The organism is Neoaquamicrobium microcysteis (genome assembly GCF_008180155.1).
In the GTDB taxonomy this organism is placed as follows: domain Bacteria; phylum Pseudomonadota; class Alphaproteobacteria; order Rhizobiales; family Rhizobiaceae; genus Aerobium; species Aerobium microcysteis.
Window position 1 is genome coordinate 193609 of the sequence record NZ_VSZS01000067.1, and the last position, 21353, is coordinate 214961.

Genomic DNA, 21353 nt, shown 5'->3' on the forward strand with positions numbered 1-21353 from the left:
CGAGTGCGCGCGTTCCAGCGCCAGCAGCGGCGTGTCGCGCTGCGGCGTCGGCAGATGGGCTGCCTCCGACTCCGGCGTCGGTTTTGCCACGGCGGTCATCGCACGTTACCGCGGCCCGAGAGTGCTGATCGCCTGATCGAGCGTGGATTCGCTGTCGCGGATCAGCCCCGATACCTGCTCGAACGCGCGCTGCACCTGGATCAGCCGTGTGATCTCCAGCACCGGATTGACGTTCGATTCTTCGACGAAGCCCTGCTTCACGCCCACGTCGATCCGGTCGACGACCGGCTCTGGCGGCCCCCATGGCACGATGCCGGAATTGGCGTAGCGGGTGAAGTTCAGGCCCGGCTGGAACTCGTAGAGCCCCAGCACGCCGATCTGCACGCCGTTCTGGCGCAGCGAACCGTCCGCGCCCGCCTCGGGCGGCCCGCCCTGCGGATCGAGCTGGATGGGCGCACCGCCCGCGTCGAGAACACGGTAGCCTTCAAGCGTGACCAGTTCGCCCGTATCGAGCATGGTGAAGCGGCCGTCGCGCGTCATCACCGGCCCTACCGGCGTTTCGATGGCAAACCACGCGTCGCCCTGAATGCTGAAATCGAGCGGGTTGCCCGTCTCGCGCAGCGAGCCGACCTTCTGCGACAGGTATGTGTCGCCTGCCGAGACGAATGACACGGATTCCGTGCCGAGGCCGCTGACGATGTCCTCGAACTTCACCCCCGTCGCGCGGAAGCCGACGGTGCCGGCATTCGCGACGTTGTCGGCGATGGTGGTCAGGCGCTTGTCGAGCGCGATCTGCGAGGAAAGGGCTACGTAGATTCCAGACTGCAAGGGGCGTTCCTATCTCTGCATCTTGGCGATCGCCATCATCGTGTCCATCGAGATGCCGAATTCCATCGGCTGGAACAGGCTGACGAGCATCGATTCCGGCGAGGTCGTGGGATTGTTCATCTCCCACATGGTGGTGAAGCGCTGCATCAGCTTGCCGAGCTTCTCGGGATCCTGAAAATCCTCGAGGTTGATCTTGGACTCGATCAGCGCGGCCTGCTTGTCGATGTCGAGCTGTGCGACGGCGTCCGGCAGGCCCAGCAGCGTGCGCACGACCGTGCCGAGCGCCTTGTCGCCGAGGATCTGGTAGGCGTTGGTGATCTCGCCGGCCTTGCGCGAGAAATAGAGCGCGAGCCGCACGCCCTCGTTCTGGGCGCCGGCATCTTCTTCCAGCGCCTGGCGCAGATATTTGTCCACAGCCGGCCGCTGCGAGAGGTTGTAGGTGGTCGCGGCCTCGCCCAGCCCCGCGAAATCGAATGTCTTTGCGAACGCCGCCCACTTTTCGTTTTCGTCGACGTTGGCGGGACTTTTCGGATCGTCGATACCGCCCTCGAGCATCTTGCGGATAAGCTTCGGGTCGTCGATCGCGTCGTCGAGGCCGATGGCGTTCAGCGCGTAGGTCAGCAGCCGCTCATTGTCCTTGTGCAGGAAATCGTCGATCGATTTCACATTGCCGATGTTCTGCGCGTAATAGGCGCTTTCCTGGATGTGAAACTGCGACGGCGCTCCGTTCGGAGGCGTGTTGACCTTGAGATACAGGTCGATGACCGGATGTTCAGCCGCCGCATAGGTGGTGGCGAACTCGCCATAGGCGGCGAAGTTGAAGCTCTTGACGAACTCTGCGTAGCGCTTGTCGATCAGCTTGTTGGCGAAGCTGTCCGGATCGGTGACGCCCTCTTTGAGCGCCTTGACCATGAACGCCTTGGCGTAGGTCATGTCTTCGAGGCCGTGGGCCTTCATCGCATAGTTGAACAGGCGCGGGTTGTTGACGAACTCGTCGATCGTCTTAACCTTGGTGATGTTGGCGAGGTAATATTCGGTGTCGCGTTGCACGACCGGCTGCTTCTCGACACGGTCGAGAGACTTCCCCAGATCGCGGGTTATCAGGTTGTAACTCATATACGTATTGATCACGCACGCCTCCACTTCACCGGATGGACCTGTCGTCAATACCGAAAAATGCTTGCGCGAAACTGAACGGCCTTGGTTGCATCCTATGCAGCGCCTGCCATTCAGCCTCGCGCAAGCCATGCGCGATAGTCAGCAGGATGACAGCGCGCATGTAGAGGTGAACCTGTGGGCATAGTGATCGGATTTGTGGTGATCTTCGGGTGCGTCCTTGGCGGCTACATGGCCATGGGCGGACATCTCGGCGTGCTCATGCAGCCGTGGGAGCTGGTCATCATCGGCGGCGCGGGCGTCGGCGCCTTTCTCATCGCCAATCCGATGTCCACCGTTAAGGATGCCGGCAAGGCGATCATGGAGGCGTTTCGCCAGGACGTTCCCAAGGAGCAGCACTATCTGGAAACGCTGGGCGTGCTGCACAGCCTGATGCGCGAGCTGCGCACCAAGTCGCGCAACGAGGTCGAGGCCCACATCGACAATCCGCAGGATTCGGCGCTCTTCCAGGCATACCCGCTGGTGCTCGCCAACACCGACCTCACCAACTTCATCTGCGACTACTGCCGCATCATCATCATCGGCAACGCGCGGCCTTTCGAGATCGAGGCGCTGATGGACGAGGAAATCCACACCATCAAGCACGACAAGCTCAAGTCCTATCATGCGCTGGTGGTGCTGGCCGACGCCTTCCCCGCGCTGGGCATCGTCGCCGCCGTGCTTGGCGTCATCAAGGCCATGGGCGCCATCGACCAGTCGCCCGAAATCCTTGGCGGTCTGGTCGGCGCTGCCCTCGTCGGCACCTTCCTCGGCATCTTCCTCAACTACGCCGTCGTCGGCCCGCTGGCCCAGAAGATCAAGATCGTGCGCGACAAGAAGAACCGGCTCTACATCATCGTGAAGCAGACGCTGCTGGCCTACATGAACGGCTCGCTGCCGCAGGTCGCGCTGGAATTTGGCCGCAAGACGATCTCGGCCTATGATCGCCCGTCGATCGATGCGGTCGAGCAGAGCACGCTGCACGGCGCAGACGCTGCGCGCAGTGCGGCCTGAACGGGCGGGGCGATAGCGTGACAGAGGCTGCAGCAACAACCAGAAACCCGATCGTCGAGCGGCTGATCGGCGACACGGGCGAGCCGGACCACATCATCAAGGCGGCCCGCGCGCTTGGGCTTCGTGCCCTCCCTGCCATCCGCCAGAGCCTCAACGAGCAGGTCTCCTACCCGATCGAGATCGAGGTCGACTCGGTTTCGCTGGCGCGCATGTCGGAAGCGCGCAGGCCCGATGTGGACAACGACGCCCTCGTCGTCGCCTCCTCCGCAACCTCGCCCGACGCGCTGATGCTGATCGCCGATGCCGGCGCCATCGCGCTTCTGGTCAGCGCGCTGTTCGGCGGCGACCCCGACATGCCGGCCACGCCCATCGAGCGCGCGCTCACCTCCATCGAGCTGGAGCTGGCCTCCGTCGTGTTCGAGGCGACCGCAAAGGCGCTCAACGGTTCTGGCGTGCGCGCGCTCTCGATCAAGTTTCCGATGTCGGCTGCGATCTCCGGCAAGGACCTCAAGAAGCTCGTCATCCGCGACGGGCCGGCGGTCCGCATCGCCTTCACGCTCATCGCACCGTCTGGCGAGGGCCGCTTCATCGTCATGATGCCGCAGCGCGTTCTGCTTCTGCATCGTGGCGAAGGTCAGGCCGAAATGCCCGAGCCGGAGCAGGGCGCGGCCTGGACCGCGCGCTTCAGCGAAGAGGTCATGCGTTCGGCCGTCAGGCTCGAGGCGACGATCCCGCTGTCGCGCATGACGCTTGGCGAACTGTCCGAGCTGTTCGTGGGCCAGGTCATCGAGATGCCCGAGACCGCACCGACCAACACGCGCCTCTCGGCACGCCGCAAGACGCTGTTCACCTGCGAGTTCGGCAAGATCGGCCAGAACTTCACCGTCCAGATCATCGAGCCCTACGACGCGGGCAAGGAATTCATAGACGGGCTTGTGACGCGCTGAGCCGTGCACCGGCTGAAAGCGACATGCCCTCAAGGAGACGACCATGAACCCATCCATCCCCGACTTCGACAACCTCGGCGCGCTCGGCGACGCCCCCGGCGGGTTCGGTGAAGACCAGCAGGAAGCGGAGCTCAACAAGGCGATCGAGGAGCTTCGCGGCGTTCTTCACGACGAAGAAGCTGTGGATACTCCTGCCTTCGGCGACGAGCCGGCCGGCTTTGCCGCACCTGCGGCCAAGGAGCGTTTCCAGAATTCCGGCATCATCATGAACATCCCGGTCGACGTGCAGATCGTGCTGGGAAGCGCCGAAATGCCCGTTTCGGAGCTGATGGCGCTGCAAAAGGGCTCGACCGTGGCGCTCAACCGCCGCATCGGCGAGCCCGTCGACGTCGTCGTCAACGGCCGCAAGATCGCCTGCGGCGAGATCACCGTGCTGGAGAACGACCCGTCGCGCTTCGGGATCAAGCTCACGCAGATCATTGATACTGCCAAGCCCGGATAAGCCAGTATACTGTTTTGGTGCGAATCGGGGACAGTGTCGGAATGAGCCTGGAAGGCAAGCTGACAAAGGCTCAGAAGGCCGCCGCCATCATGGTGGCTATGGGCAAGCCGTCGGCGGGCCGGCTTCTGCGTTTTTTCAAGCATGAAGAGCTGAAATCGCTCATCGACGCCGCGCGCATGCTGCGCACCATCCCGCAGAGCGAACTCGAGAACATCGTCGCCGAATTCGAGGAAGAGTTCACCGAGGGTGCCGGCCTTCTCGATTCCGGCGACCAGATGGACACCATCCTCAACGAGTCGCTGTCGCCCGAAGAGATCAGCGCCCTGATGGGCTGGGGCAAGCCGTCGCTGATGAGCGACGAAGCGCCCCCCATCTGGCCGGAGCTGGGCGAGCTTCCCGCCGCCCGCCTGGGCGCCCTGTTGGCGGGTGAGCATCCGCAGACCATCGCGATGGTGTTCTCCAGCCTGGAATCCCAGCCCGCCGCCAACGCCCTTCTCACCTTCGAGAAGCCGATGCGCCGCGAGGTGCTTCGCCGCATGCTGTCGATGACCACCGTGCAGCCTGCCGCCAAGCAGCTCGTCGATAACCAGCTCAGGGCGCGCCTGGCTTCCGACACCGGCGGCAAGGATGCGTCCGCCGGCCAGACCCGCGTCGCCAGCCTGCTCAACGAGCTCGACAAGCCCATCCTCGACGAGCTGGTTTCCGAGCTCGAGGAAAGCGGCGTCGAGGGCATCGAGGCCGTCAAGGCGCGCCTGTTCACCTTCGAGGACATCGTGATGCTCGACCAGAAGGCGCGCGTCACCCTGTTCGATGGCCTGTCCACCGAGCTGGTCACGCTGGCGCTTCGCGGCGCCTCGCGCGATCTTGCCGAGGCGGTCCTGTCCTCCATCGGCGCGCGCTCGCGCCGCATGATCGAGTCCGAACTCACCATCGAATCCGACGCGGCCACTGCCGCCGAGATCGCCAAGGCGCGCAAGCGCATCGCCGCCACCGCCATCGGCCTTGCCGCCACCGGGGCCCTCGAACTGCCTTCCATGCAGAGCGCCGCCTGACCGCCGCAAGCTCTGCGCTGAACGGGTCGCCCCATGGCCGAACAAGCGGACAAGGAAAGCAAGACAGAAGAGGCCACGGAAAAGAAGATCCGTGATGCCATCGAGAAGGGCCAGCTTCCTTTCGCCAAGGAAGTCCCCGTCGTCGGTTCGTTCCTGGCCATCCTCGTCTTCATGATCTTCATCGCCCAGTCCGGCGCGGTCGAACTCGGCAGCTTCCTCTCCATGTTTCTGGAGCGCCCCGATTCATGGTCGCTGGCGACCAGCCACGACGCCGTGCTCCTCTACCGCCAGGTCTTCCTCGAACTCGCCAAGCTGCTGGCCGCGCTGATGGCGCTGCTGATCGGCGCGGGCATCGCCGCCTCCGTCTTCCAGAACGTGCCCCGCATGGTGCTCGACCGGGTCCAGCCGAAATTCTCGCGCGTGTCGCCCAAGGAAGGCTGGAAACGGCTCTTCGGCGGCAAGGGCCTGGCCGAGTTCGTCAAGTCGATCGGCAAGCTGGTGTTCGCCGGCGTCATCCTGGCCTTCGCGATGCGCGATGCGCAGACGCGGCTTCTGTCCGGCATGATTACGCAGCCCGAGGCCTTCGGCGCGGTCATCCGCGACATCGCCATCGAAATCGTGGTGTCGATTACGGTCATCATGGTCCTGATCGCGCTGATCGACCTGCTGTGGACCCGCTACCACTGGCGGCAGGATCTGCGCATGACCAAGCAGGAGGTCAAGGACGAGATCAAGCAGGCCGAAGGCGACCCGATTATGAAGGCGCGGCTGCGCTCGCTGCAGCGCGACCGTGCCCGCCGCCGCATGATGGCCGACGTGCCCAAGGCCACGCTGGTCATCGCCAACCCGACCCACTACGCCATCGCGCTGCGCTACGTTCGCGACGAGACGCCGGCCCCCGTCGTCATCGCCAAGGGGCAGGACCTGGTGGCCTTGAAGATCAGGGAGATCGCCGAGGCGAACGAGGTGCCGGTTTTCGAGGATGTCGCGCTCGCCCGCTCCATGTACAATCAAGTTTCGGTGGATAGTGTGATTCCGCCTCAGTTCTATCAGGCGGTCGCCGAACTCGTTCGGGTCCTATACACAAACAAGGCAGCTCCGGCTGCCGGCAGGGTGCCGTCATGAACCGCCAGCCGCATTCATCGACACGCGAGATCATCGTCGCCGAAGCCATCAAGGAGGTGGTCAGCGAGCTGCGCCTCGTCGATGTCGGAGACTACATCGCCTATATCCGGCTGGAGCGCTTCGCCAGCGTGGCCGATCTGGTCGATTCGGCCGCCGAGCTGTTTTTCGTGCCCGGCACGTTGAAGCTCGGCCATGGCGGCGAAGCCCATTCGAGCTGGGAAAATCCCCCGCGCATCGTCCTCGACCTTGAACTGCGCCCCGTGGGCGTCACCGTCTATTTCGCGCTGACCATGACCGCGAAGCACGCCTCCGTCGAAGTCAACTATGTGGCCTTCGAGGACGCCTCGCCCGATCCGCTGGAAAACAACGCCTTCCTCGAACGCGCCCTGGAAGAAGCCCGCATCCGCAAGACCGAGCCGGCGGTGGCGCACAAATAGCGCCTCCGGCAACAAGCGGCACATTTCATCGGCCGTCAGCTGCAAGCCGCTCGCCGTCACCTTGCCTGATAAGGGAACGTTTGCCTGCAAGGCCGCTCACGGATCGTTTCAGGTTTACGCCAGAACGCCCCCTCCACCACCTTCGGCGGTCCTTTGGGGTGAGCCACTTGTCTCACCCGTCCTTCGGACCCCCCGCTTCGCAGGGGAGGAACCAACGGTAGCGGCCGTCCGCAGCGCGGATTCTTCCCTGCAAAGTGGGGGTAGGAATCTACTAGGTAGCGGCCGTCCGCAACACAGGTTCTTCCCCCGTTTACGGGGGGTCCGAAGGACGGGCGAGACAAGTGGCTCGCCCTTAAGGACCACGAAGTGGTGAAGGGGGCGTTTGGCTGAAACGGATTTTCCGTGTAGGTCTGAAAGGCTCTAAAGGCGCGAAGCGCCGTAGGGCCGTTCTGGCGAAAATCTGCAGCGATCCAAGTCAAAACCGCCGGCACCCGACGCGGCACGGCTTCAGTCGATAAGCCCGCTCCGCAACGCCTTCGCCACCGCGTGGATGCGGTTGACGGCGTTGAGCTTCTGCGTCGAGTTCGTGAGATACTGGTTGGCGGTGTGGACCGAAAGGCCGAGCGTGGCAGCGATGTCTTCGCTCGTCAGGCCGTTGGCGGTCAGCCGCAGGCATTCCACTTCGCGCTTCGAGACGGGCGGCGTCTTGGCGCAATCCTGCACCCGCTGGCGCGCCACGTCGGCGAAGATCGCAAAGCAGCGCGCATGGGCGTCGCACAGTTCGCCTTCGTCCACCGCCATCGCGTCGCCTGCAAACACGACGACGCCGCTGCGCCCCCGCTCTATCGAAACCGGAAAGGCGATACCTGCTCTGTCGACCGTGCCGGGGTTGGCGATCTCGCTTGCCCAGCATCGCGCCGCCGCGCCCAGAAAGGGCGGCTGTTCCGCGTCGCGCCACCACGCGGGCGCTGCCGCGCCGAACATGGCGCGGGCGAAGCCCTCGGCCGCTTTCGAGGAAAGCGACCGCGAAAGCAGCGACAGGCCGGGAAACTCGCTGTCGAAGACCGGCGCCAGCCGGCGGCTTTCGCCCTGCGGCGCCACGAAAAGCAGGCTGAAATGGTCCGCGCCCAGCGCGTCCGCAAGGCTGCGGCACAGGCGCGCGGCGTCGCCGAGCGACACCGCCCTTTCCTGGCACTGCGCCTCCGTCCCGTCCGATAAGCCGGGGCCTGCCCCGTCGGGCAACTGCCCTGCCGGTGGCACGAAAACAGGCTGCATCAGATGATCCCGCTTCTGATCGCGGTGGCGATCGCCATGGCGCGGTTGTTTGCGCCGAACTTCTGGATGGCGTGCGCCACGTAGCTGTTGACGGTGTTGGACGACACGCCGAGGATCAGCGCCACCTCGTCGGTGGTCTTGCCTTCAGACACCCACAGCAGGCACTCGCGCTCGCGTTCGGAAAGCGGGTCGCGCGACGAGCGGTCGCCGCATGCGGCAAACAACTGGCTCAGCGCATAGCGCATCGCCATGTGGGCACGCAGCAGCCCCGTGCGGTCGATGCGCTGGGGCGCGGAGGCCGACAGCAGCGCGAAGATTGCCGCGCCGTCCACACACAGCTTCAGGCAGTAGAGTTCGGCATGGTCGTGCTCGCGCAGCGCGCGCTTTTCCTCGGCCGTCAGGAAGCACGTCGCAGCCGGCGTCATTGCGCGGTGGACCGTACCCGCCCCCGTCGCGTAGTCGCTTTCGATGATCTTGGCGATGCCTTCCGAGCCCAGATCTTCCAATGCGTCGAAGACCCAGTTGGACGTGAGAATGCGCACCGATTTCGGGCCGCGCTCTACCGAGGGCTCGACCAGCATGTATCGCTCGGCCCCCATCTCCGCGCAGATGCGGCGCATGAAGCGCGCAAGCCCGGCCCGGGACGTCACCGGTCCGGGAGCCTCCTGGGCGAGAGAAACTGAAGCGAGAAGCGTCATCGTTCGTGGTCCGATATTGCGGTTGGGCCGCATGGCGGCCGAAAAACTCGAGCACACGAATCCGCCCACCGCCCCGCGCAAGCACGAGGCTGTCCAGCGATACGCAAATTACGGACAGAACACTTCCGGCAACGAGCACCAGCTCGCCGCAGAACAGCGGAACAACACTCTGAATCTGGAAAGACGCCGCAGATATAACGACACATCACGAAAGATGTGCCTCCTGCAACAAACCCTGACCGCCTCAGATCCGCCTACATTTAAAGTGATACGTATCCGATTGATTCGCGTCAAGATTCGGCGGAGGCGCCGGACGCAAAAAGATCACGCGGCGCGCGATTGTGGCAATTTTGACTCACCTGCCAGCGCCATCGCATCGCGCACAGGCAGCACCTCGCACCCCGCCGCCAGCGCCGCTTCGACAGCCCTTTCCATCAGCGCCGGCGAGCAGCCATGCTCGCTCGGGCCGTCCTGCACATCGTGCGTGTAGAAGACCAGCCACGCCTTGCTGCGCACTGTCTCGGCGATGATCTCCGCAAGCCCCTCGGCGTCGAGCCGGCAATCGTAGAGCTGCACCGCGCGAAGCTGCGCGCGATCCACCCGGCCCACGTTCAGCCCGTGCCGTACGCCCCGGCAGCTGGTGAACCGGTCCGCCGTCCAGGCTTTCTGGAAAAAGCCGACCGAGCCGTATGGAAAAGCCATGCTTTCCAGCTTCACGCGGGGATCGGCCGCTGTCAGCCATTGTCTGTTGCGGTCCAGCTCGTCCGTAAGCCTCGCTCTGTCGAGCGTCTGGACGACTGGGTGAGAGAAGGTGTGGCAGCCGACTTCGTGTCCCTGATCCAGCAGCAGCGACACGTCCGACGGCGAAAAGAAGCGCCACGGCCCGAACGAGGCATCGGCCAGTCCGCCCGCCAGATAGAATGTGCCGCCGCACCCGTGCTCGGCCAGGATGCGCGCCCCGTTCGTCACGGCGCTGTCGGGCACGTCGTCGAAGGTGAAGCTGACGACCGGCCGTTCCAGCGCCAGCGGCACGTTCCTCTGCCTCAGCCACAGAGCTGCGGCACGGTCCGCCCTGCTGGCGATGTCGTGGCTGACGCCTTCGGCGAGCGTTACGGGTCTGGCTTGCATCGAACTCTCTCCTCCGAACTCCAGACTGTCAGCGCGCAAAGGCGAACACCTTGCGGGCCACGAACCGCACCGCGAACAGGTCGTAGTACCACAGCACCACCCCCGCGCTCGTCGCCACCAGCGTCATGTCGGCCGCGATGCGCGCGATCTCGTTGTCGATGGTGCGGGCAAAGACCATGTGGATGACCCAGACGCCGAGCCCCACCGTCGCGATCCTCAGCATGTCGCCCATCGGCAGCGGCAGCCGGTACGACGCAGACCGCCACAGCGCCACGACCGCGCAGCTCGCGCACTGCCCGGCGATCAGCGCGATCGCCGCGCCGTGCTCGCGATGCTCCGGCACCAGCAGGAAGACGAGCCCCACCGTCACTAGCAGTTGCAGCGCCGATGCGTAGAACTGCAGCATGCCCGACGGCAGGAAATAGACGATCTGGCCGAAATAGTACGTCCTGAACACGAGGATCGAGCTCGCCACCAGCAGCAGCGGCAGAAGCTCAATGGCTGCGGCGTGAAACTGCGGGCCGAAGAAGATCGCGACGATCGTGTCCTTCAACGCCAGCACCAGCACCGAGCCGAACACGGTGATGACGGCGATCGACCGCATAGCTTCGCTGAGCGCTCGTTGCGCGTCGCCGTGCCTGCCTTCGGAGGCCGCACGCTTGGCAACCGTGATGAGCGACAGCGCAACCACCTCACCGAAAACGAAGAAGCCCTGCTTGAGAAAATCGGCCATCGCGCCGTACGGGCCGATGCTGGCCGAGCCGTGGAAATGGCCGAGCGCGAGCCGGTCGATGTTCTGCGCCAGCGCCCATGTGCCGCCTGCCAGCATCAGCGGCCAGCCATAGCGCAGCAACTCACGCACGACGTCGCGGCTGAACCCGCGCAGCAGGTCGGCCCGGTAGACGATGAACATCGGCACCGCCGAAACCAGATAGGCGGAGGCCACGGCGATTGGCAGGGCAACCGCGCTGCCGGCAAACGCGATCAGCACGGCGCTGCCCAGCGTCACCGTCAGTGCCGCGCGCAGCAGCGTCGCCGTCGCCGACATCTTCGGGTTCATGCGCGTGCGCGGCACCGTCACCGCGAACTCGTGCGCCGCCAGCCCCGCCGTCATCAGGAACAGCGACAGCGCGAACGACGCGGACAGCGCGCCCTGCCACACCAGCAGCGCCATCGGCGTGGCGACCAGCACCAGCGCCACCGCCTTCATCGCCAGCGCGCTCGACATGTACTGCCTGCGCCCCTGCTCCTGGTAGCGGGCGAAGAACGCCTCGTCGATCCAGAACGTCACGGTGCCGTGCAGGATGAACGACCATGCCAGCACCAGCAGGTAGGTGCCGTAGGTCTCCACATCCCCGAGACGCGTGAAGACCGCCACGGCAAGCAGGTTCAGGCTTGCCGAGGCGACCCTCGATCCCAGAAATACCAGCAGACCGTTCTGGTGGTGCATCAACCCGCCTTGTTCACCTGCGTGCGTCCCGAAAAATCCGTTCGCCTCTGTCAAAGCAAGGCGCGTGCCGGTTCCGCCATTCGCCTGCCTTGCCGCCTGGTAAGCCGTTTCCGCGTACTGGCCCGTCCCTTGCAACCATTCGGACAGTGCATGCGGCAAACCGGCATCCGTGCCGTTTCGAAACAGGATGGAGTGCAGAACGTGGACAGCCTTTCACCGTCGAAGCTGAAATGGGACAGCGCCTCGCAGCCGTCCGCGCCCGGCCCGGTCAGCGTCATCGTCCCGGTGCGCAACGGCGAAGCCTTCATCGGCGCCACCATCGACAGCATCCTCGCCCAGGGCGACGTCGTCGGCGAGATCGTCGTCGTCGATGACGGCTCCACGGATGACAGCGCCGCCGTGGCGCTGGCCGCCGGCGACCCGCGCATCCGCATCGTTCGCACCACCGGCCTCGGCCTGCCCGCCGCGCGCAATTGCGGCGTGCGCGCATCGTCCGGTGCGTGGCTCTACTTCCTCGACGCCGACGACCTCGTCCAGCCCGGCGCGCTCGCCCGCCTGCTGGAAGCGGCTGAAAGCGCCCCGCAGGCCGGCCTCGTCTATGGCGACTACGACCGCATCCACGCCGACGGCACGCCCTTCGGCCGCCGCAAGTTCTTCATGCGCTTTCGCCGCAAGCCCACGGGCGACGTGCTGGAGAGCCTCGTGCGCAAGAACTGCATGGTCGTCGGCACCCAGATCGTCAGCCGCTCCGTCTACGACGCCTGCGGCGGCTTCGAGGAAAGCCTCAAGAACCTCGAGGACTGGCACTTCTGGTGCCGCGTCGCCGCCCGCAGCGAATTCCTGTTCGTGCCCGATCTCTATGTGATGAGCTATCGCGTGCACCACACTTCCATGATGCACACCAGGCTCCTGCCCTTCGAGGCGATCGAGCCGGCCATCGAGATCGTCTACGGCGATCCCGCGATCGCCCGGCGGCTGGATGCGGACCGCCGCGCCCGCTACCGGCGCAGCACCGAGGCCGCGATGATGAGCTACCTCGCCTCGGTCGCCATCAGGCTCGGCACCTACCGAGAGGGTTTGCGGATGATCCTGCGCTCCATCAGGCGCGACCCCGCCCACAGCCCCCGCGCCGTTGCCCAGTTCGCCGGCGCGTTCGTGGGCCTGTAAGCGGATTTGTTTTCAAAAGCCGGAAGCGGACCGGTAGAATGAGGATGCGGCAATGACAATGGCTAACTATCAGGACATGACCTCCTATCGCGGCGGCAATCCTCGGGACGCAAACGGGCCCGCCTTTCTCGACCTGCGCAGGCTGACGACGACCTTGCGCGAAGGCCTGCGGCTCATCATCGTCACTATGATCCTGCTGGCCACGGCGGCGGTATTGGTCGCCGCCCTGCTTCCCTCCACCTACGTTTCGTCCACCCGCATCCTCATCGACCCGCGCGGCCTGCGCGTCGTCGACAACGAGGTCACGCCCCCCTCTCAGACAGCCGACGCCAACACGGCCATCGTCGAGAGCCAGATGCGCGTCATGATCTCAGACAGCGTGCTGCGTCGCGTGGTGCTTCAAGAAGGCCTCGCCAGCGACCCCGAATTCGTCGGCCGCGGGGGCCTCGGCTCGGCCATCCGCGACATGCTAGGCCTCTCCGCCTCCGGCCCCACCGAAGCGCCCGAGGTCCAGGCCCTGCGCGTCCTGTGGGATTCCGTCTCCGTCTGGCGCGCGCCCGACAGCTACGTGGTCGACATCTCCGTGCGCACCGAGGACCCGCACAAGTCCGCGCGCCTGGCCTCGGCCATCGCCGACATCTACGTCAATTCCGAGATCGAGCAGCGCGGCGACACCGCCCGCTCGGCGTCCGCCGCCCTCTTCGGCCGCCTCGACGAACTGCGCGCCAACCTCGCCAGGGCCGAGGAAGCGGTCGAGAGCTACCGCGCAGAAAACCGCATCGTCGACGCCGACGGCGCGCTCATCAACGAGCAGCAGGTCAGCCAGCTTCGCGCCGAGCTCACCCGCGCCGAGGTCGAGGCCTCGCGCGCCGAGGAGCGTTACCGCCAGATCCGCAGCATCACCGGCAGCGGCGCGAGCATCGACTCGCTGCCCGAGGCGCTTCTGTCGAGCACCATTTCCCGCCTGCGCGAAGCCTATGTCGCCACCGTGCGCGAAGAACGCTCGCTCAGCCGTGAGCTGATGGACCGCCACCCCTCGCTCATCCGCGCCCGCGAGCAGGTCGCCGCCCTGCGCGCCCAGATCGACGACGAGCTTGGCCGCATCGCCGTCTCCGCCGGACAGGAGCTCGACCGCGCCCGCCAGAACCTCGCCCAGCTCACCGCCATGCTGCAGACCTCCGAAAACACGACGCTGGATACCAAGCAGGCCCTCGTCCAGCTTCGCGAATTGCAGCGCGAGGCGCAGGCCAGCCGCATGGTCTACGAATCCTATCTCGTGCGCGCCCGCGAGATCGACGAGCAGCAGGGCCTCAACACCACCAGCGCACGCATCATCTCGCCCGCCCTCGCCCCGGTGAAGCCGCGCGGCCTCTCGCTTTCGGCGGTGCTCGTTCTGGCGCTTGCCGCCGGCGCCGGCCTAGGCGCGGTTCTGGCCCTCACCCGCGCCGCGATGGACTAGATCGTTTCAGGTTTTCGCTGAAACGCCCCTCCGGCGCTTCGCGCCACCTCCCCCGCTTCGCAAGGGAGGAACCAAGGGCGCGGATGGCCGCAACGCAGGTTCATCCCCCGTTTACGGGGGGTCCGAAGGACGGGCGAGACAAGCGGCTCGCCCTTAAGGACCACGCGAAGCGTGGTGAAGGGGGCGTTCGACCGCGCGGCCTGTCGGGTAGACCAAGACGCTCCAACCAACGTCCGTTCCTCGCCGCTTTTCTCGGCTCGCCTCGCGGGGCGGCCCGATTTCATTTTCGCACAAGCTTCGCTCCCTATTCTGCAAAGGCCGATATTCCGGAGCGTGAAGCCGTGCCTGAACAGATCCAGTCCCTCATCGACAATCTTCGCAGTTTTGGGCCCAAGCGCCTTGCCATGCTCGGCGGCGTGGGAGCGGCGGTGATCGCCGTCATCCTCACGGCTTCGCTCTATCTCAACCGACCGTCATACGAGACACTCTATGTCGGCCTCGACCGTACCGATGTCGGCCAGATCGGTATCGCGCTCGCAGAAGCCGGCATCCGCTACGACGTGACGAGCGACGGCACCAGCGTCATGGTCCCGGTCGGCAGCACCGGCCACGCCCGCATGCTGCTTGCAGAGCGCGGCCTGCCCACCAGCGCCAATGCCGGTTATGAGCTTTTCGACAATGTCGGGTCGTTCGGCCTCACCTCCTTCATGCAGGAAGTGACTCGCGTGCGCGCGCTGGAAGGCGAGATCGCCCGCACCATCCAGTCCATCGCCGGCATCAAGTCGGCCCGCGTCCACATCGTCATGCCCGAGCGCGCCAGCTTCCGCCGCGAGGAGCAGGCCCCGACCGCGTCGGTCGTTATCCGCGCCGACCGCGAGGACGGCGTGCGCGCCGCGCTGGCCATCCGCCAGCTCGTCGCGGCTGCCGTGCCGCGCCTCAATGCCGACAAGGTCACGGTGCTCGACGCCTCGGGCGACCTGCTCGCCGCCGGCGACGATCCGGCCAACAACAGCTTCGCCCGCTCGCTGACGGTGGAGCGCACCGTCGAGACGCAGATCGAGGACAACATCCGCCGCGCGCTCTCGCCCTATCTGGGCCACGAGAACTTCCGCACCAGCGTCAAGGCCGACGTCAACACGGATACGCGCCAGACCGAGGAGACGATCTTCGATCCCGAGTCGCGCGTCGAGCGTTCGGTGCAGATCGTGCGCGCCAACGACCAGGCAAACCAGCGCCAAGCCGCGCCTCCCACCACGGTGCAGCAGAACCTGCCGGAAGAAAACGTCGAAGGCGGCGAAGGCCCCTCTTCTTCCGAACAGCGCGAGCGCCGCGAGGAAACCACCAATTACGAGCTGAACTCCAAGCGCGTCGCCACCATCAGCAACGGCTACAGCGTCGAACGCCTGTCGATCGCGGTCGTCGTCAACAGCGAGCGTCTGGCAGCCGTGCTCGGCGAGAACGCGACGCCCGAGCAGCTTTCGGAGCGCATCGCCGAAATCCGCGGCGTGGTCGCCTCCGCCACCGGCTTCGATGAAGCGCGCGGCGACGTCATCAACGTCTCGTCGGTGCAGTTCATCGAAAGCATGGTCGGCACCGAGATGGCCGCGCCTGGCTGGCTGGAAACCGCCGGCCGCCACACTGGCACGATGATAAACGCGCTCGCCTTCGTGATCGTGGTGTTCCTCGTGTCGTGGTTCGGCCTGCGCCCGATGATGGCCGCCATCACCAAGAAGGACGGCGCCGATGCGATGAGCTTCGACGACATCCAGCTTTCGCTGCCCAACCCGCTCGACGCGATGCAGCTTCCCGACGTCATGGGCGGCGACGGCGAAGGCTTCGCCTTCCCCGACCACATGGCCGACGACATCCGCTTCAAGATCAAGCCTGCGCCGCAGGACAGGCTGGCCCAGATGGTCGATCTCAATGAAGAACGCAGCGCGCTGATCCTGCGTAAATGGGCGGGCCAGGAGGCCGCGGCCTGATGCCTTCGCGTTCGCTCGCCACTGCCCTGAAGGACTTCGGCGCGCCCACGCGCCCGAATTCCGTTCGGGTTGCGGCGCCACCGAGCTTCAGCATGCCGGAGATGGACCTGCCGGCCTTCCCCGATTTCCCGGCCATGGAGCCCGTCGATACAGACGCGTTGGTCGCCGAGGCTGTCGCTGCCGCCGAGGCGGCGTTGAGGGAGCAGCTGGAGCAGGAACACGCCGAGGCGCTGGAAAACGAGCGCAAGCGCCATGCCGAGGAGCTTGCCGAGTTCCAGAACCAGTTCGCCGACGATGCCAGCGCGAAGATACTCGCCGGCATCGAGGAGATGGAAAACCGCGTCGTGGAACTGACCAGCGCGGTCACGGCCCGCATCCTTGGCGTGGTGCTGAGCGACGACGTGCGCGAACGCTCGATCCAGCGGCTTGCAGACGTGATCCGCGGCGCGCTGGACGACGACGAGGCCGTGCGCCTGCGCGTGCGGGGCAGCCTTCCGCTCTACGAAGCGCTGAAGGCAAAGCTGCCGCAATACGAAAATCAGCTCGATTTCACCGAGACGGTCAATTTCGACCTTTCGGTCACTATAGATGACAGCGTGTTTGAAACCCGGCTTGCCGAGTGGTCTGCGGCGCTGGCGGAGGCAATGGCATGAGTGCCTTCGACGCCGAAGACTCAAGACGCGAGATCATCATCGTCAAGCGCGGCGGCGGCGATCACGAAGAAGGCCACCACGGCGGCGTCTGGAAGATCGCGTTCGCCGACTTCATGACCGCGCTGATGTGCTTCTTCCTCGTCATGTGGCTGGTCAACGCCACCAACGAGGACACCAAGGCCGCCATCGCCAGCTACTTCAACCCGATGACGCTGGTGGACTCCGCCCCCAGCAGCAAGGGGCTGGACGATCCGGGCGAGGATTCCGGCGCGCAGAACAGCTCGAACACCCTTACCGAACCGCCGGCACAGGAATCTGCCGGAAGCTGGGACGACCGCTCCGGCCCCGCCCAACATGCCAATTCGCTGGATCACGACGCCGACCGCAAGACGTCAGACCAGCACCTGTTCTCGGACCCCTATGCGGTGCTGGCGGAGATCGCCGCGCAGACGGCCACGCTCCAGAACGTGTCTGCCAAGGGCGACGGCGGCGCGCAGACATCCGGTCCCGCCACCGGCGCACAGGGCGGCGAATCCTACCGCGACCCTTTCGCGCCGGATTTCTGGTCGCAGGAAGTTGCAGCCTCCGACGACGCCGAGCTCGACGTGTTCCGCACCGCGCAGGAAGACCCGGCGCCCGCTGTCGAACAGCAGGAAGCCACCGTCCCGCCCGTCGAGATGGCGGAAATGGTGGAGCCTGCCGTCGTGGCCGCCGATGAGGAACAGCTTCTCAATGAGGAAGTCGTGCCTGCCGAAGCCGCCGTTCAGCCTCGCACCGCACAGGTAGCCGAGCAGATCAGGCAGGAAATCCTCGACGCCTTCGGTCGCGACTCCGAGCTCAACCGGACGATTTCGGTGGTGCCGCAGGAAGACGGCATCATGATCTCCGTCACCGACGAGCTCAACTACGGCATGTTCCAGGTCGGCTCGGCCGTGCCGCAGGGCCAGCTCGTGCTGGCGATGGAAGATATCGGCCGCACCCTTGCCCAGCACACCGGCAAGATCCGCATCAACGGCCATACCGATGGGCGTCCGTTCCGCAACGCCGACTACGACAACTGGCGGCTTTCCACCGCGCGCGCCCACGCGGCCTACTACATGCTCGTCCGTGGCGGCATGGACGAGGCCCGCATCGGCGAGGTCGCCGGCTTTGCCGACCGCCAGCTCAAGATACCGGAAGAGCCCTTCGCCGACGCCAACCGCCGCATCGAGATCTTCCTGGAGGTGGACAGGTGACGAGGCGGCGCGGCAACGGGCTGCGTGCTATGGCGCTCATGGCGCTGGGGTTTGCCTCCACGCAGGCGCATGGCGAGGACGCGGGCCTGCAACCCTACCAGATGGTGCGGTCGCTGCAGCTCGTGCAGGACCGGATCGCCGGCGGCGACCATGCGGCCCTGCCGATGCAACGCAAGCTGCTCGAGATGATCGACGCGCGTTATCGCGCGGCCGTCGATGCAGACTTCGAAGACAGGCGTAATTTCCAGTCTCTGATGATCTACGCGATGAGCGGCGGCAACCCGGCCACCATCGCCGACCTGCTGGCGCGGATCGACATCGACGAGGCGGACCGTGCGGCGGGCGCCGGCGTGCTCGGCTACCTCACCGGCGATGTCGCGCAGGCCCGCAATGCGCTCGCCACGATCGACACCACCGTCCAGACCCCCGAGCTCGCCGCCTTTCTCTCATTGGTGAAAGGCTCCGTCGTCGCCGGCGAGGACGCGGCCACCGGCGTGGCCCTGCTCGACCGCGCGCGCCTGCTCGCTCCCGGCACTCTAGTCGAGGAAGCGGCCCTGCGCCGCACGATCACGCTGGCCTCCAGCGCCGGCGACACCGAACGGTTCGTCTCGGCCGCGGAGCAGTATGCCCGCCGCTTCCTGCGCTCGCCCTATGCGAGCCAGTTTGCCGAATCCTTCGTCTCCGGCATCATCTCGCTGAAACAGTCGGACCTCGACCTCGACCGCATCGAGCAGACGATAGCCTGGATGACGCAGGAGCAGGGCCGCACGGTCTATCTGCGCCTTGCCCGCCGCGCCGCGATCGACGGCGACGCCGAACTTCTCGCCTTCGCCACCCGCAACACCAGCGAGCAGGATCGCGAACGGCCGGATGGCAGCGATCCGCGCAACGAGCTTTATTCCAGCATCTCGTCGGTCACGTCGGAAACGGTCGAGGAGGTGCTGTCGCGCCTCAAGGATCTCGATCCGACCGGTCTGAACGCGCGTGACCGCGCGCTGCTCACGGCCGCAAAGACGATCGCCGCTGAAGTAGTCGCCCCCGTCGAGGCCCGCACATCCATGCCGCCGAGACGCCCGCCTGCCGAAGACATAGAAGAACCAGCCCTTCAGGACGAACCGTCGGATACCGACGCAGTCGTGGTTTCCGCCCGCTCGAAACTCGAAGCCATCGACAAACTGCTCGAGGAAACGGAAAGATGATGCCCAACGTCGCAATGGGGAATGCCGTCTCCGGCACGCATGCGAAGTCCGGCGAACGTGGCGGCAAGAACGCCGATGCAGCCGACCAGCGTTTCGCCGAAGCGCTCGACAAGGGCGCTGACAAGCGCAAGCCGGCAGACGCGCGCGAAGGTGAAAAACCGGCCGGCGCGACATGGCGGACGGCCCCCTACGCCTCGCCCATGGCCATGCCGCCACGGGCAGAAGTCGACGCCCTGGACGACGGGACGACCGACGCCCTTCCGGCCGATGCCGAGGGTTTGCCGGCAGTCGCTCCCATGCCTGACGACGAGCCTTCATCCGAGGTTGGATCGGACGAGCCGAAAAAAGTTACTGGGGATGATCCGATAGCCTTGATCGACGCGCTCACCGCGCCGCCGTCAAAGCCTTGGCCAGCAAGCGTTTCAGGCCCTGCAACGGCCTCGAATGAGGCCCCGGAAGCGGCCGCGAAGCAGGCCGTCCCGTCTGATGTTATCGAAAACAGGCCCGCAAATCCTGTTACGTCGACCTTAACCCCTTCAAATCCTTCGGTTTTCGTCGCCGCGTCAGCCACCACGGCCGCGCCTGCGCGGCCGGCCGGCGAACAGCCGTCTGCCCGTCGCGCCGACCCGAAATCGCCCGCCCAGCCGCAGTTCTCAACCGCCCGAAACGCCCCTCAGCCCGATGCCGAGGCCGCCCCGAAGCCGTCCTCCACGCAGGCCGATCTCATGCAGCTCGTGCGTCCCGGAGAGGCTGTTTCCGCCCGTTCCGACGCCCGCTCGCGCTCCTTCCAGGCCATGCCCGACGCGCTTTCCTCACGCGTCAACGTCGTCTCCTTCAACGCCACGCCCGCCTCCGCACCACCGGTCGCGATGCCGCTTCTGGGCGCCACGGCAGCCGGCCTCGTCTCCGCGATCGAGGGCGACGGCGCCTGGCGCGCCATGGCTCGGGAAGCCGCTGTGACCACCCAGCAGAACGGCGCGCCGCCCCACGCCGCGTCCAACTCCCTGCGCATCCAGCTCAATCCGGCCGAGCTCGGCATGGTCACGGCGCGTCTGGTGACCAGCGGAACACAACTTACCGTTGAGTTGCAGGTCGAGTCGGCCGAGGCCCGCCAGAAGCTGACCACCGACAGCGATTCCATCGTCAAGGCGCTGCGCGCGATCGGCTACGACATCGAGAAGGTCACCATCCAGCAGGGTCCGCAGAACAACCTGTCCAACCAGCAGCAGGGTCAGGGCATGGCCGCCGGCCGCGACCAGCTGCATTCGGACCAGCAGCAGGGTGACCGCAATGCGCGCGGCCGCGGCAACGGCGCAGCCGGAAACGGGAACGAGGGAACGGGCCATGGCATGGGCGAAACTGCTGCGGAACGTTCTGGCGGCGGCATCTATATCTAGCGCGCTTGCGTCGCCGGCACTCGCTGCCGGCAACGCGTGCGAGGCCGAAATCCTGCGCGCCGCCGAACGCTACGGCGTACCGGCCGGGATCCTTTATGCCGTTGGACTTACGGAGACCGGGCGTAAGGGCAGCCTGCATCCCCACGCGCTCAACATCGAGGGGCGAGCCGTCTTCGCACGTTCGCAGCAGGAGGCGGTTCGCGAGTTCGAGACGGCCCGGCGAAACGGCGTCAAGCTCATCGACCTGGGCTGCATGCAGATCAACCATCACTATCACGCCGAGAAGTTTTCCGGCGTCCGGCAGATGCTCGACCCGCGCACCAATGTCGATTACGCAGCGCGCTTTCTGGTGCAGCTCAAGCGTCGGCACGACACATGGTCGATGGCCGTCGCCCGCTACCACGCCGGCCCGAACAACGACCCCGCGCAGAAGCGATACGTCTGCCGGGTGATCGCCAATATGGTCGCCACCGGCTTCGGCCAATGGACGCCCGAGGCCCGAGGGTTCTGCAACTCATGATTGCCAACGCCACTGAAAAGAGTGCCCGCTGAGTCGGCTCCGGAGACTCCCAAAAAACCATCTATAAGAAATGATGGTTGTCGATGATTCGCCCCAACGGTTAACCCTTTATCCACAACTTGGATTAACT

Annotated in this window: 20 protein-coding genes; 14 read left to right on the forward strand and 6 right to left on the reverse strand. The window is 65.6% G+C overall.

Annotated elements, in window-relative coordinates:
• Positions 1 to 105 precede the first annotated feature (105 nt).
• Positions 106 to 828: a flagellar basal-body rod protein FlgF gene (flgF, locus tag FY036_RS19715; protein WP_148916473.1), complete on the reverse strand. Its 723-nt coding sequence runs from the start codon at positions 826 to 828 to the stop codon at positions 106 to 108.
• A gap of 9 nt (positions 829 to 837) precedes the next feature.
• Positions 838 to 1959 carry a DUF1217 domain-containing protein gene (locus tag FY036_RS19720; protein WP_148916474.1) on the reverse strand — a complete coding sequence of 374 codons (1122 nt, stop codon included), beginning with the start codon at positions 1957 to 1959 and terminating at the stop codon, positions 838 to 840.
• 162 nt (positions 1960 to 2121) lie between these two features.
• Between FY036_RS19720 and motA the strand changes: the two genes are divergently transcribed.
• Genes motA through FY036_RS19750 form a run of 6 tightly spaced genes read left to right on the forward strand, consistent with a single transcriptional unit; the run spans position 2122 to position 7060 of the window.
• Complete coding sequence (gene motA, locus FY036_RS19725) at positions 2122 to 2997, forward strand: flagellar motor stator protein MotA (protein ID WP_148916475.1); 876 nt, start codon at positions 2122 to 2124, stop codon at positions 2995 to 2997.
• 17 nt (positions 2998 to 3014) lie between these two features.
• Positions 3015 to 3944 carry a FliM/FliN family flagellar motor switch protein gene (locus tag FY036_RS19730; protein ID WP_148916476.1) on the forward strand — a complete coding sequence of 310 codons (930 nt, stop codon included), beginning with the start codon at positions 3015 to 3017 and terminating at the stop codon, positions 3942 to 3944.
• Between the two features lie 43 nt (positions 3945 to 3987).
• Complete coding sequence (gene fliN, locus FY036_RS19735; protein WP_148916477.1) at positions 3988 to 4446, forward strand: flagellar motor switch protein FliN; 459 nt, start codon at positions 3988 to 3990, stop codon at positions 4444 to 4446.
• Positions 4447 to 4487: 41 nt separating this feature from the next.
• A complete protein-coding gene (locus FY036_RS19740; RefSeq protein ID WP_148916478.1) occupies positions 4488 to 5498 on the forward strand; it encodes a FliG C-terminal domain-containing protein in 1011 nt (336 codons plus the stop codon).
• A 33-nt stretch (positions 5499 to 5531) separates the two neighbouring features.
• Entirely contained in the window at positions 5532 to 6623 is a 1092-nt protein-coding gene (gene flhB, locus FY036_RS19745) for a flagellar biosynthesis protein FlhB (protein WP_148916479.1), read from the forward strand.
• Complete coding sequence (locus tag FY036_RS19750; RefSeq protein ID WP_148916480.1) at positions 6620 to 7060, forward strand: hypothetical protein; 441 nt, start codon at positions 6620 to 6622, stop codon at positions 7058 to 7060. The genes flhB and FY036_RS19750 overlap by 4 nt, the downstream gene beginning before the upstream one ends.
• A 507-nt stretch (positions 7061 to 7567) precedes the next feature.
• On the opposite strand, the gene FY036_RS19755 is transcribed toward FY036_RS19750, so the two are convergent.
• The 4 genes from FY036_RS19755 to FY036_RS19770 all read right to left on the reverse strand — a co-directional run bounded on the left by FY036_RS19755 (position 7568) and on the right by FY036_RS19770 (position 11611).
• Positions 7568 to 8335 carry a helix-turn-helix transcriptional regulator gene (locus FY036_RS19755; protein ID WP_148916481.1) on the reverse strand — a complete coding sequence of 256 codons (768 nt, stop codon included), beginning with the start codon at positions 8333 to 8335 and terminating at the stop codon, positions 7568 to 7570.
• The gene (locus FY036_RS19760) at positions 8335 to 8985 is read right to left on the reverse strand and encodes a helix-turn-helix transcriptional regulator (RefSeq protein WP_235897726.1); all 651 of its coding nucleotides are present in this window, start codon (positions 8983 to 8985) and stop codon (positions 8335 to 8337) included. Before FY036_RS19760 ends, FY036_RS19755 begins: the two co-directional genes overlap by 1 nt.
• A 372-nt stretch (positions 8986 to 9357) precedes the next feature.
• Positions 9358 to 10161, reverse strand: a complete 804-nt coding sequence (locus FY036_RS19765; RefSeq protein ID WP_148916483.1) for a polysaccharide deacetylase family protein — start codon at positions 10159 to 10161, stop codon at positions 9358 to 9360.
• Positions 10162 to 10189: 28 nt separating this feature from the next.
• Positions 10190 to 11611, reverse strand: a complete 1422-nt coding sequence (locus tag FY036_RS19770) for an oligosaccharide flippase family protein (RefSeq protein WP_148916484.1) — start codon at positions 11609 to 11611, stop codon at positions 10190 to 10192.
• A 201-nt stretch (positions 11612 to 11812) separates the two neighbouring features.
• Between FY036_RS19770 and FY036_RS19775 the strand changes: the two genes are divergently transcribed.
• From FY036_RS19775 to FY036_RS19810, 8 genes are all read left to right on the forward strand, one after another.
• Positions 11813 to 12778: a glycosyltransferase family 2 protein gene (locus FY036_RS19775; RefSeq protein WP_161601175.1), complete on the forward strand. Its 966-nt coding sequence runs from the start codon at positions 11813 to 11815 to the stop codon at positions 12776 to 12778.
• A gap of 52 nt (positions 12779 to 12830) precedes the next feature.
• On the forward strand, positions 12831 to 14237 hold the full coding sequence (locus FY036_RS19780; protein WP_148916486.1) for a GumC family protein: 1407 nt from the start codon (positions 12831 to 12833) through the stop codon (positions 14235 to 14237).
• Positions 14238 to 14578: 341 nt separating this feature from the next.
• On the forward strand, positions 14579 to 16219 hold the full coding sequence (gene fliF, locus FY036_RS19785; RefSeq protein WP_148916487.1) for a flagellar basal-body MS-ring/collar protein FliF: 1641 nt from the start codon (positions 14579 to 14581) through the stop codon (positions 16217 to 16219).
• Entirely contained in the window at positions 16219 to 16872 is a 654-nt protein-coding gene (locus tag FY036_RS19790) for a FliH/SctL family protein (protein WP_148916488.1), read from the forward strand. The genes fliF and FY036_RS19790 overlap by 1 nt, the downstream gene beginning before the upstream one ends.
• Positions 16869 to 18107, forward strand: coding sequence for a MotB family protein (locus tag FY036_RS19795; RefSeq protein ID WP_148916489.1), 1239 nt, complete (start codon positions 16869 to 16871; stop codon positions 18105 to 18107). The genes FY036_RS19790 and FY036_RS19795 overlap by 4 nt, the downstream gene beginning before the upstream one ends.
• A complete protein-coding gene (locus FY036_RS19800; RefSeq protein ID WP_148916490.1) occupies positions 18104 to 19306 on the forward strand; it encodes a chemotaxis protein MotC in 1203 nt (400 codons plus the stop codon). Before FY036_RS19795 ends, FY036_RS19800 begins: the two co-directional genes overlap by 4 nt.
• Positions 19303 to 20703 carry a flagellar hook-length control protein FliK gene (locus tag FY036_RS19805; protein ID WP_148916491.1) on the forward strand — a complete coding sequence of 467 codons (1401 nt, stop codon included), beginning with the start codon at positions 19303 to 19305 and terminating at the stop codon, positions 20701 to 20703. The genes FY036_RS19800 and FY036_RS19805 overlap by 4 nt, the downstream gene beginning before the upstream one ends.
• The gene (locus FY036_RS19810; protein WP_148916492.1) at positions 20651 to 21223 is read left to right on the forward strand and encodes a lytic transglycosylase domain-containing protein; all 573 of its coding nucleotides are present in this window, start codon (positions 20651 to 20653) and stop codon (positions 21221 to 21223) included. Before FY036_RS19805 ends, FY036_RS19810 begins: the two co-directional genes overlap by 53 nt.
• Positions 21224 to 21353 lie beyond the last annotated feature (130 nt).